The sequence below is a fragment of the Stenotrophomonas sp. S41 genome, from assembly GCF_016624625.1.
Lineage (GTDB): Bacteria > Pseudomonadota > Gammaproteobacteria > Xanthomonadales > Xanthomonadaceae > Stenotrophomonas.
Genome location: NZ_JACVTV010000129.1, coordinates 1 through 11,511 on the forward strand (window position 1 = coordinate 1; position 11,511 = coordinate 11,511).

Annotated in this window: 14 protein-coding genes; 6 read left to right on the forward strand and 8 right to left on the reverse strand. The window is 67.2% G+C overall.

Features of this window, described 5'->3' with window-relative positions; translation table 11 throughout:
* Nucleotides 1-134: 134 nt before the first annotated feature.
* From IAE56_RS18800 to IAE56_RS18810, 3 genes are all read right to left on the reverse strand, one after another.
* Nucleotides 135-623, reverse strand: a complete 489-nt coding sequence (locus tag IAE56_RS18800; RefSeq protein ID WP_108769173.1) for an 8-oxo-dGTP diphosphatase — start codon at nt 621-623, stop codon at nt 135-137.
* Between the two features lie 42 nt (nt 624-665).
* Nucleotides 666-1,178, reverse strand: coding sequence for a DUF1249 domain-containing protein (locus IAE56_RS18805; protein ID WP_108769174.1), 513 nt, complete (start codon nt 1,176-1,178; stop codon nt 666-668).
* A gap of 193 nt (nt 1,179-1,371) precedes the next feature.
* A complete protein-coding gene (locus IAE56_RS18810) occupies nt 1,372-2,193 on the reverse strand; it encodes a pyruvate, water dikinase regulatory protein (RefSeq protein WP_200753581.1) in 822 nt (273 codons plus the stop codon).
* A gap of 143 nt (nt 2,194-2,336) precedes the next feature.
* Here IAE56_RS18810 and ppsA point away from each other — a divergent pair, with 143 nt between their 5' ends.
* Both ppsA and IAE56_RS18820 read left to right on the forward strand, forming a co-directional pair.
* Nucleotides 2,337-4,715: a phosphoenolpyruvate synthase gene (gene ppsA, locus IAE56_RS18815; RefSeq protein WP_108769176.1), complete on the forward strand. Its 2,379-nt coding sequence runs from the start codon at nt 2,337-2,339 to the stop codon at nt 4,713-4,715.
* Nucleotides 4,716-4,846: 131 nt separating this feature from the next.
* Nucleotides 4,847-5,743, forward strand: coding sequence for a mechanosensitive ion channel domain-containing protein (locus IAE56_RS18820; protein WP_200753582.1), 897 nt, complete (start codon nt 4,847-4,849; stop codon nt 5,741-5,743).
* A gap of 103 nt (nt 5,744-5,846) precedes the next feature.
* Here IAE56_RS18820 and IAE56_RS18825 read toward each other — a convergent pair whose 3' ends face one another.
* From IAE56_RS18825 to tadA, 4 genes are all read right to left on the reverse strand, one after another.
* Nucleotides 5,847-6,962 (reverse strand): alkene reductase, encoded by a 1,116-nt coding sequence (locus tag IAE56_RS18825; protein ID WP_200753583.1) that lies wholly within the window; start codon nt 6,960-6,962, stop codon nt 5,847-5,849.
* A gap of 192 nt (nt 6,963-7,154) precedes the next feature.
* Nucleotides 7,155-8,027 carry an EcsC family protein gene (locus tag IAE56_RS18830; RefSeq protein WP_200753584.1) on the reverse strand — a complete coding sequence of 291 codons (873 nt, stop codon included), beginning with the start codon at nt 8,025-8,027 and terminating at the stop codon, nt 7,155-7,157.
* Between the two features lie 96 nt (nt 8,028-8,123).
* Nucleotides 8,124-8,696, reverse strand: a complete 573-nt coding sequence (gene orn / locus IAE56_RS18835; RefSeq protein WP_200753585.1) for an oligoribonuclease — start codon at nt 8,694-8,696, stop codon at nt 8,124-8,126.
* 75 nt (nt 8,697-8,771) lie between these two features.
* Complete coding sequence (gene tadA, locus IAE56_RS18840) at nt 8,772-9,299, reverse strand: tRNA adenosine(34) deaminase TadA (protein WP_200753586.1); 528 nt, start codon at nt 9,297-9,299, stop codon at nt 8,772-8,774.
* An 85-nt stretch (nt 9,300-9,384) separates the two neighbouring features.
* Here tadA and IAE56_RS18845 point away from each other — a divergent pair, with 85 nt between their 5' ends.
* Together IAE56_RS18845 and IAE56_RS18850 are read left to right on the forward strand one after the other, a co-directional pair.
* Entirely contained in the window at nt 9,385-9,822 is a 438-nt protein-coding gene (locus IAE56_RS18845) for an acetyltransferase (protein ID WP_108769182.1), read from the forward strand.
* An 80-nt stretch (nt 9,823-9,902) separates the two neighbouring features.
* On the forward strand, nt 9,903-10,109 hold the full coding sequence (locus IAE56_RS18850) for a hypothetical protein (protein ID WP_234456202.1): 207 nt from the start codon (nt 9,903-9,905) through the stop codon (nt 10,107-10,109).
* 41 nt (nt 10,110-10,150) lie between these two features.
* On the opposite strand, the gene IAE56_RS18855 is transcribed toward IAE56_RS18850, so the two are convergent.
* Nucleotides 10,151-10,657: an N-acetyltransferase gene (locus IAE56_RS18855; RefSeq protein ID WP_200753587.1), complete on the reverse strand. Its 507-nt coding sequence runs from the start codon at nt 10,655-10,657 to the stop codon at nt 10,151-10,153.
* Between the two features lie 63 nt (nt 10,658-10,720).
* On the opposite strand from IAE56_RS18855, the gene IAE56_RS21175 reads away from it, so the two are divergent.
* Both IAE56_RS21175 and IAE56_RS21180 read left to right on the forward strand, forming a co-directional pair.
* Nucleotides 10,721-10,864, forward strand: coding sequence for a hypothetical protein (locus tag IAE56_RS21175; RefSeq protein ID WP_234456203.1), 144 nt, complete (start codon nt 10,721-10,723; stop codon nt 10,862-10,864).
* A gap of 12 nt (nt 10,865-10,876) precedes the next feature.
* On the forward strand, nt 10,877-11,380 hold the full coding sequence (locus IAE56_RS21180; RefSeq protein WP_234456204.1) for a hypothetical protein: 504 nt from the start codon (nt 10,877-10,879) through the stop codon (nt 11,378-11,380).
* The last annotated feature ends 131 nt before the right edge of the window (nt 11,381-11,511 follow it).

Below are 11,511 nucleotides of genomic sequence, written 5' to 3' on the forward strand. Positions count from 1 at the left end.
GTCCCGGCGGTTTAACCCGGGGCCCGGGCCGGGCCCCCCCCCCCCCCGGCGGGCCTGGGCCGGCCGCTACCTGGAGGGTGCGGAATCGGTAGCGCCGGGCCATGCCCGGCGAGCGCAGCGGCGCCCCAGTGGCCTCAGAGCCGGCTGAACGCCCAGCTCTGCATGCGCCCATCGCGGTACGGCATCACCCCGTGGAACGGCCGCGGGTCGGCATCGAACACCAGCGGCAGGAAGTTGCGGTCACCCTCCCACATCGGCAGCGTGTCCAGCTTGTCCACGTCCACCCACTCCAGGGTGCCCTCGTGGTTGCCGCCGTGCGGGCTGCCTTCGAAGCTGTCGATGACGAACACGAAACCGAACCAGTCCTCGCCATGCTTGCCGAAGCCCGGCCAGCTGATGGTGCCGCGCAGGCGCATGGCCGTGCAGTCGATGCCGGCTTCCTCGGCGATCTCGCGGCGCATGCCGGCGGCCACGTCCTCGGTCGGTTCAACCTTGCCGCCCAGGCCGTTGTACTTGCCCAGGTGGTGGTCACCGGGGCGGGTGTTGCGGTGGATCATCAGCACCTGGCGACGATCGGGCGAGAGCACATAGCCCAGGGTGGCGACGATCGGGGTATACGGCATGGGCGTGCATCCAGCGGCAGGTCAGCCCCGGATTATGGCCGATCAGCGCACCAGCGACAGGCGGCGCTCGGCCGGCAGCGCGACGCTGCCCTCTGGGTCGCGGCGCAGGGTGGCCACGCCGTGGCCGCGCTCGGCCAGGTATTCCAGCCACTTGCCGAGGAAGGTGTTCATCCGCATGCGGTGGCTGATCAGCTCGGCCGGCGGCGGGTACAGGCCCATCGTGTCCTGCCAGCGGCGGCCCACGTAGCAGTGGGTGGTTTCCGCCTGGCGGGCGTCACGGTACAGGCGCACATAGGCCGAGGGGTCCGGCTCACCGGTCACCGGGTCGGCCAGGTCGTAGGTCAGGCGCAGCTCCACCGTGTAGCGGTGGCATTCGATGACGTCCAGGCGCACGTCCAGTCCGTCGCCGACCGAGGAGACGTAGCTGCCGGCGGTCAGTTCGGCCGGGGCGAACAGGCGCACCAGATGCCGGTAATTCTCGGCATACAGGCCCATCAGCCAGCTGAGCCGGCTCAGGCGGGGAATGCGTTCGGTGCGGGGCGAGGCGTGGGCCATGGGTCGATCCTACACGTTGGCCATACAACGTGGGGGCTGCATGGGCCCGGCCAAAGGGGGGGGCGTTCAACCGCCGCCAACCCGCAGACGGCCCTCACGCCAGTAGAGCCGAGCCCACGCTCGGCTGCTCTCCGGTCAGCCCCCCCGGTGGCCCAGCCGAGCGTGGGCTCGGCTCTACAGGGGGCAGCTCCGGTCAGTACATCTCGCGCTGCAGCCCCAGCGTGCCCAGCACTTTGCTGGAAATCTCCTCGATCGAGGTGTGGGTGGTGCTCAGCGTCGGGATCCGTTCCATCTGGAACATCACCTCGGCCGCGGCCACCTCGCGCTTGCAGGTGTCCAGGTTGGCGTAGCGCGAGTTCGGCCGGCGCTCCTGGCGGATCTGCTGCAGGCGGTCCGGATCGATGGTCAGGCCGAATAGTTTCCGACGATAGTTTCTCAACCGCGGTGGCAGGCGGTCGCTCTCCAGATCCTCGTCGGTCAGCGGGTAATTGGCCGCGCGCACCCCGTAGTGCAGGGCCAGGTAGATGCAGGTGGGCGTCTTGCCGGCGCGCGACACCGCCACCAGGATCACGTCCGCATCGTCGTAATTCACCGCGATGCCGTCATCGTGGGTCAGGGCGAAGTTCATCGCGTTGATGCGGCGGTGGTAGGTCTCGAAGTCCACCATGCCGTGGGCCTGGCCGACCCGGGCCAAGCGCGGGCTGGACAGTTCGCGCTCCAGCGGCTCGATGAACGGGGCGAACACGTCCAGCATCAGGGCCCCGCTTTCGGCCAGGATCAGGCTCAGGCTCTGGTCCACGCAGGAGTTCACCACGATGGGCCGGACCTGGTAGCGCTCCCCCGCTGCCTGGATCCGGGTACAGGCTTCCCGGGCTTTTTCGGGGTCGTCGATGAACGACATTCGATCAGTGATGAAGCTGAACCCGGTGAACTGCGTGAGCAGGCTATGCCCAATGGTTTCAGCGGTGATACCGGTTCCATCGGAAACGTAGAACACCGGACGGATGGTCGACATAGGCGGTTTTCACCCCTCTGAAGCTGAAAATGGTTGCAGCACAAGCTTGTGCCGACGGTACTGCGACCGGCATCATATCGGCTTCTTCCTACGGACGCGGCCATTCAGCCCGCCTCGGGCGATGGCCAAACGGAGCATCGCGCTTGAACGAGAATATCCTGTGGTTGCACGAACTGCGTCTGGGCGATCTGGCCCGCGTAGGCGGCAAGAATTCGTCGCTGGGCGAAATGATCGGCAACCTTGCCGGTCTGGGGGTCTCCGTCCCCGGCGGTTACGCCACGACCGCTGAAGCCTTCAAGGACTTCATTGCCCACAACGACCTGTCCAAGCGCATCTTCGACAAGCTGGCCACGCTCGACGTCGAAGACGTCAACGCGCTGACCGTTGCCGGCAAGGAAATCCGCACCTGGGTGATCGATGCCCCGCTGCAGCCGCAGCTGGACCAGGACATCCGCAGCGCCTACAAGCAGCTGTGCGACGAGAACGGCGGCGGCGAAGTGGCCGTTGCGGTGCGCTCCTCGGCCACCGCCGAAGATCTGCCCGATGCATCCTTCGCCGGCCAGCAGGAAACCTTCCTCAACGTCACCGGTGCCGACGATGTCGTGCACAAGGTCAAGGAAGTGTTCGCCTCGCTGTACAACGACCGCGCCATCGCCTACCGCGTGCACCACGGCTTCAAGCACGAAGACGTGTTCCTGTCCGCCGGCGTGCAGCTGATGGTGCGTTCGGGCGTCGGTTCCTCCGGCGTGCTGTTCACCCTGGACACCGAGTCCGGCTTCCGTGACGTGGTGTTCGTCACCTCGTCCTTCGGCCTGGGCGAAATGGTCGTGCAGGGCGCGGTCAACCCGGACGAGTACTACGTCTACAAGCCCACCCTGCAGGCCGGCAAGCCGGCGATCCTGCGCCGCTCGCTCGGCAGCAAGGCGATCCGCATGGTGTATTCGGATGTCCCCGGCGAGCGCGTCAGGATCGAGGACACCCCGGTCGAACTGCGCAGCACCTTCTCCATCAGCGACGAGGACGTGCAGGAACTGTCCAAGCAGGCGCTGGTCATCGAAAAGCACTACGGCCGCCCGATGGACATCGAGTGGGCCAAGGACGGTGTCAGCGGCAAGCTGTTCATCGTGCAGGCCCGCCCGGAAACGGTGAAGTCGCGCAGCCACGCCACCCAGATCGAGCGCTTCGCACTGACTGAAAAGGGCGGCAACGTGCTGGCAGAAGGCCGTGCCGTCGGCGCCAAGATCGGCTCGGGCACCGCCCGCGTGGTCAAGACGCTGGAAGACATGAACCGCGTGCAGCCGGGCGACGTGCTGATCGCCGACATGACCGATCCCGATTGGGAGCCGGTGATGAAGCGTGCCTCGGCCATCGTCACCAACCGTGGTGGCCGCACCTGCCACGCCGCGATCATCGCGCGCGAGCTGGGCGTGCCGGCCGTGGTCGGTTCGGGCAACGCCACCAAGGTCATCGAAGATGGCCAGCAGGTCACCGTCAGCTGCGCTGAAGGCGATACCGGCTTCATCTACGAAGGCAAGCTCGATTTCGAGCGCACCACCACCGATCTGGGCAACATGCCGCCGGCACCGTTGAAGATCATGATGAACGTGGCCAACCCGGAACGTGCCTTCGACTTCGGCCAGCTGCCGAACGCCGGCATCGGCCTGGCCCGCCTGGAAATGATCATCGCCAGCCACATCGGCATCCACCCGAACGCGCTGCTGGAATACGACCGCCAGGATGCGGCAACGAAGAAGAAGATCGACGAGAAGATCGCCGGCTACGGTGATCCGGTCAGCTTCTACGTGGACCGCCTGGCCGAAGGCATCGCCACCCTCACCGCCTCGGTCGCACCGAACCCGGTGATCGTGCGCCTGTCGGACTTCAAGTCCAACGAGTACGCCAACCTGGTTGGCGGCAGCAACTACGAGCCGCACGAAGAGAACCCGATGATCGGCTTCCGCGGCGCCAGCCGTTACGTCGATCCGAGCTTCTCGGCCGCCTTCGCGCTGGAATGCAAGGCCGTGCTGCGCGTGCGCAACGAAATGGGCCTGGACAACCTGTGGGTCATGATTCCGTTCGTGCGCACCCTGGAAGAAGGCCGCAAGGTCGTCGAGGTGCTGGAACAGAACGGCCTGAAGCAGGGCGAGAACGGCCTGAAGATCATCATGATGTGCGAAGTGCCGTCCAACGCACTGCTCGCCGATGAGTTCCTGGAGATCTTCGACGGCTTCTCGATCGGCTCCAACGACCTGACCCAGCTCAGCCTCGGCCTGGACCGCGATTCGTCCATCGTCGCGCACCTGTTCGACGAGCGTAACCCGGCGGTGAAGAAGCTGCTGTCGATGGCCATCAAGGCCGCGCGCGCCAAGGGCAAGTACGTCGGCATCTGCGGCCAGGGCCCGTCCGATCACCCGGATCTGGCCGAATGGCTGATGCAGGAAGGCATCGAGTCGCTGTCGCTGAACCCGGACACCGTGGTCGACACCTGGCTGCGCTTGGCCAAGCACAAGGCCAACGCTTGATGCATTGATGGGCTGACGTCGCTTTCATTGGCGTCCGCCCATACTGCAGCTGCATGCACGCCCCGCCTCTGCGGGGCGTGTCTGTTTCTGGCGTCCGCACACGCCATGACCACTGCTGCAAAGGAGCCCGCATGATCGCCGCTGCCGTCCCTTCCGCCCCCGCCGCCACGTCCTGGTTCCATTCGCTCAACTGGGAACGCCTGCTGGAAACCTACGGCGTACCGTTGCTGGCGGCCATCGTCGTGCTGCTGGTCGGCATGTGGGTGGCACGACGTCTGTCCAATGCGCTGCCGCGCGCCACCTCGCGCATGGGCATGGACCCGATGCTGGGCAGTTTCCTGCGCAACGTGGTCTACGCCGCCTCGCTGGTGATCGTGGTGGTGCTGGCCATCGGCACGCTGGGCGTGCAGATCACCCCGCTGCTGGCCGTGCTCGGCACCGCCGGCCTGGCCGTCGGCCTGGCCCTGAAGGATTCGCTGTCCAACATCGCCTCCGGGGTGATGCTGGTGACCCTGCGTCCGTTCCGCGTGGGCGATGTAGTGACCGTGGCCGGGCAGACCGGTACCGTGCGCGAAGTGCGCATCTTCCAGACCGTCATCACCGGCGCTGACAACCAGCACACCACCATTCCCAACACGCTGATCACCGCCGCGCCGATCATCAACCTCACCGCCGAGCCGACCCGCCGCGTCGAACTGGTGATCGGCATCGGCTACGAAGACAACATCCAGCTGGCACGTGAAACCGCCATCGCCCTGATGAAGGCCGACAGCCGCGTGCTGCCCTCGCCCGAGCCGGACGTGGTGGTGTACGAACTGGGCGACCACGCGATCAAGCTGGGCATCCGCTGCTTCACGAAGTCGGCCGACCAGTTCGGCACCAAGGTCACCCTGCTGGAACAGATCAAGCTGGGCTACGACAAGGCCGGCATCAACCTGCCCTACCCGCAGCAGGACATGCACCTGTACCTGCATGGCAAGGATGGCGGCATGGTCGAGGCCGAAGCGCTGGTGCGGGACAAGCCCTGATTGTCGAGGTAGCGCCGGGCCATGCCCGGCGGAGTTCGTTGATGCCGCGCGGCGCGCTCGCCGGGCATGGCCCGGCGCTACCGACATCCGTCACCGATCGGTGTCAGGCTTCGGCGGCCTCTTCCAACGCCGGGTAATCGATGAACCCGGCGGCACCGCCACCGAAATACGTCGCGCGATCCGGCGCATTCAATTCCGCGCCCACCCGCAGCCGCTCCGGCAGATCCGGATTGGCAATGAACGGCCGACCGAAACCGATCAGATCCGCCCAGCCCTCGGCCAGCGCCTGCTCGGCGCGCCCGGCGGTGTACTTGCCGGCGTAGATCAGCGTGCCCGGATAGACCATGCGCAACGCCTGCTTGAACGCCACCGGCATCAGCGGCGCATCTTCCCAGTCGGCCTCGGCGATGTGCAGGTAGCCCACGCCCAGTCCGCCCAGCAGGTGCGCCGCGGCCAGGTAGGTCGCCTGCGGCGTGTCGTCCACCGCGCCTTGCAGCGTGGTCAGCGGCGCCAGGCGCACACCGACGCGCTCGCCGCCGGCCACGGCCACTACCGCCTGCACCACCTCGCGCAGGAAGCGCAGGCGGTTCTGCAGCGCGCCACCGTAGCCATCGGTGCGCTGGTTGGCCTGCGAATCGATGAACTGGTTGATCAGGTAGCCATTGGCGCCGTGCAGCTCCACACCATCAAAGCCTGCGGCCAGCGCATTGCGGGTGGCCTGCGCGTAGTCGGCGATGATGCCCGGAATCTCGTTTTCGGCCAGCGCGCGCGGCATCGAGTGCTGGATCATCTCGCCCACGCCCGCCTCGGGGCCGGCCCCGGTCGGGTCGACGAATACCTTCACGCCCTCGGCCAGCAGCGCCGAGGACGAGACCGGCGCCGCGCCATCGGGCTGCAGGGCGACATGGGAGACCCGGCCGACGTGCCACAGCTGCGCGTAGATGCGGCCACCGGCGGCATGCACCGCATCGGTCACTTGCCGCCAGCCCTGCACCTGTTCCTCGCTGTGGATGCCCGGGGTCCAGGCATAGCCCTGCCCCTGCGGGCTGATCTGGGTGCCTTCGCTGACGATCAGGCCGGCACCGGCGCGCTGCGCGTAGTACTCCGCCATCTGCGCGGTGGCGACGTTGCCGGCGGCCGCCCGCGAACGGGTCATCGGCGGCATCACGATGCGGTTGGGCAGCGACAGCGGGCCCAGGGTGTGGGGGGTGAACAACATGGCGCATTCTCTTGCGGGGGACTGACCGCAAGGATGGGGATCGGCCGTGGCCCGCAACAGGCGCGGATGGGCAAAACAGTTGTGCCGTGGAGGCAAGGGTCGGGGTCGGATCCCTTTCCGCAGGAAAGGGCAAGGGTCGGGGTCGGATCCCTTTCCGCAGGAAAGGGCTCTGACCCCGTTTGCAGACCCCGGTTACAGCGTCGGCTCGATCTTCAACGCACCATGCGCCACCCGGTCATAGCAGGTGCGCACCACGTCCTCGCCGTACTTCAGCTCCAGCCGGCGCACGATGAAATGACCGCGTGCCATGTCCTGGTAGTAGTCGGTGAACATCGTATTGAGGGTGGCGCCAGCCGCAGCACCCACGATCGGCACCGCCTGCGCGGCGAACTTCTCGGTCACCACCACGCCGAAGCGCGCGGCCACCTTCTCCACCAGCTTGGCCAGCAGCTTGCCGGCCTCCTTCGGTGCCACGCCCAGGGTCAGGTCGCGGCCGGTCACCACGCGCCCGGCCAGCTCGGCCGACAGGTGGCGCATCACGTCGGTGGTGAAGCCGCGGGCCAGGTAGTAGCCGGTCTCGCTGGCATCGTCGCGCGGCGAGTTGCCGCCCAGCGCGAACACCTCCAAGCAGGCCTGGCGGGTACTGAACTGCGACAGGTCGAAACCCTCGCTGCGGGCCACGTCGGCCACCGCGCGCATCATGATGGTGGTCGACACCGGCAGCTCGATGAACAGCGCGGCGAAGCCGAATGCACCGCCCACCGCGCCCGATGTCGCCGCCGCCAGCTTGTGCCAGCGGGTGGAGGCCGACTTGCCCGGCGTGTTGCCCATGCTCCACAGCGCGGCCTGCGCGGACTTCGACAGCGCCGTCTCGACCGCACCATGGATGCGCCCGGAAATGGACTTGGGCAGGGCCTTCACCGCGAACTCCAGCGGCGTACCGACCAGGTTGGCCATGCGAGCGGTGATCGTCGGCGCCTCCAGCAGGGCGACCGCCCGCTGCAGGTCGGCCCAGTCCTGGGCATCGTGGGCGATATCGCGGGGCAGCAGGATGGGATCGTTCATGGGCCGATAGTAGCGCCATGGAGTTGAACGGATGGTAGTGCAGGCCGCTGGCCGGCACACAACGGACCGCCGGGCATGGCCCGGCGCTACCCGGCTTCAAGCCGTCGGCAGGCCCGACAGCGCGCCCATGTACTGGCGGTAGTGGCGCAGTTCGGCGATCGAGTCGTGCACGTCGCTCAGCGCGGTGTGGTTGCTGTTCTTGGCCAGGCCGGCAGCCACGGTCGGCGCCCAGCGCTTGGCCAGTTCCTTCACCGTGGACACGTCCAGGTTGCGGTAGTGGAAATACTTTTCCAGGCGCGGCATCTGCCGGTGCAGGAAGCGGCGGTCCTGGCAGATCGAGTTCCCGCTCATCGGCGAGACGCCGGCCGGAATCCACTGCGCGAGGAAATTCACGGTCTGCGCTTCGGCCTGGGCCAGGGTGGTGGTGCTGTCCAGCACGCGCTGCCACAGACCGGAACGACGATGCTGGTTGCGGTTCCACTCATCCATCGCTTCCAGCGTCTCCAGCGGGTGGTGGATGGCGAATTCCGGGCCTTCGGCCAGCACGTTCAGCTGGGCATCGGTGACCACGGTGGCGATCTCGATGATCGAATCGTTGTCGGTATCCAACCCGGTCATTTCCAGGTCGATCCAGATCAGTCGTTCGTTGGCCGCGCCGTTCTCCACCATCGTGTCGCCTCGTTGCTGGGCAGGCAGGGCGCCCGCCGGTAAAGGAAAGAGGCGCCCATAATACCCTTTCGCTGCTCAGGCCTCGCCCGCATGGTCTTCCAGCAGCAGCGGCGGCTTGCCGCGCTTGGCGCGGAAGTAATTGGTCAGGCGCAGGCTGGCCTCCTTGGCCAGCACACCGCCGTGAATCTCCACCCGGTGGTTGTGGCGGCCATCCCCCAGCAGGTTGAACACGCTGCCGCAGGCGCCGGTCTTGGGGTCGCTGGCACCGTAGACCAGCCGTGCCACGCGCGCGTGCACGATGGCCATGGCGCACATCGCACACGGCTCCAGGGTCACGTACAGGGTGCTGCCGATCAGCCGGTGGTTGGCCAGCGCCCGTCCGCCTTCACGCATCGCCACGATCTCGGCATGCGCGCTGGGATCATGCGAGGCGATGTTGAGGTTCCAGCCCTCGCCCAGCAGCGCACCATCGGCGCCCACCAGCACCGCCCCCACCGGAATTTCGTCGAATTCGTGCTGCGCGCGCTCGGCCAGGGCCAGTGCGTGGCGCATCCAGTGTTCATCGGCATCGTGCACAGGCACGCCCAGCGGGGTGTCGACCATGGTTCTCCTCCCGCTTGGGGGCTGTTCAATTGCGGGTGAGGCAGCAGCATACTACGCGTCCTTCACAAGCACCTTGGACAGTCACATGCCCACACTACGTCCCTCCCGCGCCGACGAAGGCGCAGCCCTGGTCGATCTCTGGCGGCGCTCGGTCGATGCCACCCACGATTTCCTCAGTGCCGATGACCGACAGGCCATCGATGCCGAAGTGGCCGGATTCCTGCCGCAGGCGCCCCTGCTGATCGCCGCCGACGCCCAGGACCGCCCGCTTGGTTTCATGCTGGTGGATGGCAGCCACATGGAAGCCTTGTTCATTGACCCCGCCGCACGCGGTTCCGGTGTGGGCCGCCAGCTGCTGCAGCACGCGCTGGCCGAACACCCCCAGCTCACTACCGATGTCAACGCGCAGAACGCGCAGGCCGCCGGCTTCTACCTGCACATGGGTTTCGTGGAAACCGGCCGCTCGCCGGTCGATGGCCACGGCCGGCCGTATCCGCTGATCCATCTGCGCTACGGCGGCTGAGCACGCCCACAATCCGTGCACTGGATGCTAGGTTTGCACTCCCTCGACACGGATGACGAACGATGCAACCAGGCGAAGTGATGTGGGGCCTGCTGATGGTGGTAATGGGCGCGATCTGGCTGTTCGTGCCCTTCGCGATTTTTTCGTGCCGCTCGCTGCTGGCCCGGCTGCTGGCCGAACAACAGCGCACCAATGCGCTGTTGACCCATATCGGTGGCCGGCGCATTCCGCCGCCGGAACCCGAGCCGGTGCCATGGGTGCCGCTGCGCGACGACGAAATGCCCTGAACCAGTGCGGCCCGGGGATATCGCGCCCTTGGCTTGCGCACTCAGGCAGTCGCTTCGAATGCAGGGGAATAGCGCACCTCGCCCTGCGGCAACGGTGGCTGCAGGCAGAGCGCCTGGAAGTACCCTGCAGGAACGCCCGGCGGCACCAGCGCCGTTTCCGCACGGAAACCAAAGCGGTGGTAGTACGCCGGCTCGCCCAGCAGCACGCAGCCGCGGGCGTGCTGCTGGCGCAGTGCTTCCAGGGCCGCATGCATCAATGCCGTACCGATGCCCTGGCCCTGCCAGGCAGGCCCAACCGAGATCGGCCCCAGCCCATACCAGCCAGGGCTGCCGTCGGAAATCGCCACCGGCGATACGGCCACGTGGCCGAGCAGCAGACCATCGTCCACCGCCAGCAGTGACACCTGCAGTTCACCGCGGGCCCGCAACGCATCAACGATGAACGGCTCGGTATGCCCGCTGTGCGGGGCATTGGCAAAGGCCGCCGCGGTCAGCGCATGGATGCCGGCGATATCGGCCGGGGTTTCAGGGCGGATGAAGAAATTCACAGGGCACCTCGTTCAGGTCAGCAGCGTGGGCGATACTGCATCGTCTACCTGCAGGAGGTGATGATGGACTGGGTTGTCGAGGCACGCACGTTGGCTTACGAAGCCCACGCCGGGCAGCAGGACAAGGCCGGGCGGCCCTACATCGAGCATGTCGCGCGCGTGGCCGCTGCCATCCATGACGATGACACGGCCAAGGCAGCGGCCTAGCTGCACGACGTGGTGGAGGATTGCCCGCAGCATGCGGCGCGGCTGGAGGCGTTTCCGGCGCCGGTCCGCGAGATCGTCACCCTGCTCAGCCGGCACAGCGCACCCGATGCCACGCAGTACTACGCCCGCATCCGCCAGCATCCGCGTGCGCTGAAAGTGAAGCTGGCCGATATTGCCGACAACGCCCACCCTCGCCGGCTGCTGCAGCTGCCGCCGGCGGTGGCCGAACGCCTGCGTGGCAAGTACGCCGCCGCGCTGGCCGCGCTGGGCTCCGGCAGCGCGTCCACCGTCGTGCCCGATCCGGCGCCTGCGCGCGTGCTGCAGCTGATGGAGACCGCACGCATGCGGGTGCGGCAGGCCGAGGACGCCGGTGCCGGCGCCCACACCGGCGACGACACGCCCGGTCCGCACCTGAAGGCGCTGATCAGCGCACGTGACACCGCACTGGCCGAACTGGAAGCACAGCTGACCGCGGAGGCGTTCATCCTCTGGAGTGACATGCATGTGCTGGCCTGACCGCGGCCGGGGCGCAGACGGCACCACCGGCCAAACGCTGATTCTTGGCAGCGGGCGCTGACCGCTGCTGCGGTGCAGCAGTACAATGGGCGGCTTCCCCCGCCCTGCCCGCCCCCCGCATGAGCCCCAAT

Coding starts and splice junctions, on each gene's coding strand:
- IAE56_RS18850 (WP_234456202.1), top strand. CDS start 9,903: ATGTGGGGCCTGCTGATGGTGGTAATGGGCGCGATCTGGCTGTTCGTG.
- IAE56_RS18825 (WP_200753583.1), bottom strand. CDS start 6,962: ATGTTGTTCACCCCCCACACCCTGGGCCCGCTGTCGCTGCCCAACCGC.
- IAE56_RS21175 (WP_234456203.1), top strand. CDS start 10,721: ATGGACTGGGTTGTCGAGGCACGCACGTTGGCTTACGAAGCCCACGCC.
- tadA (WP_200753586.1), bottom strand. CDS start 9,299: ATGGTCGACACCCCGCTGGGCGTGCCTGTGCACGATGCCGATGAACAC.
- IAE56_RS18845 (WP_108769182.1), top strand. CDS start 9,385: ATGCCCACACTACGTCCCTCCCGCGCCGACGAAGGCGCAGCCCTGGTC.
- orn (WP_200753585.1), bottom strand. CDS start 8,696: ATGGTGGAGAACGGCGCGGCCAACGAACGACTGATCTGGATCGACCTG.
- IAE56_RS18830 (WP_200753584.1), bottom strand. CDS start 8,027: ATGAACGATCCCATCCTGCTGCCCCGCGATATCGCCCACGATGCCCAG.
- IAE56_RS18810 (WP_200753581.1), bottom strand. CDS start 2,193: ATGTCGACCATCCGTCCGGTGTTCTACGTTTCCGATGGAACCGGTATC.
- IAE56_RS18800 (WP_108769173.1), bottom strand. CDS start 623: ATGCCGTATACCCCGATCGTCGCCACCCTGGGCTATGTGCTCTCGCCC.
- IAE56_RS18820 (WP_200753582.1), top strand. CDS start 4,847: ATGATCGCCGCTGCCGTCCCTTCCGCCCCCGCCGCCACGTCCTGGTTC.
- IAE56_RS18805 (WP_108769174.1), bottom strand. CDS start 1,178: ATGGCCCACGCCTCGCCCCGCACCGAACGCATTCCCCGCCTGAGCCGG.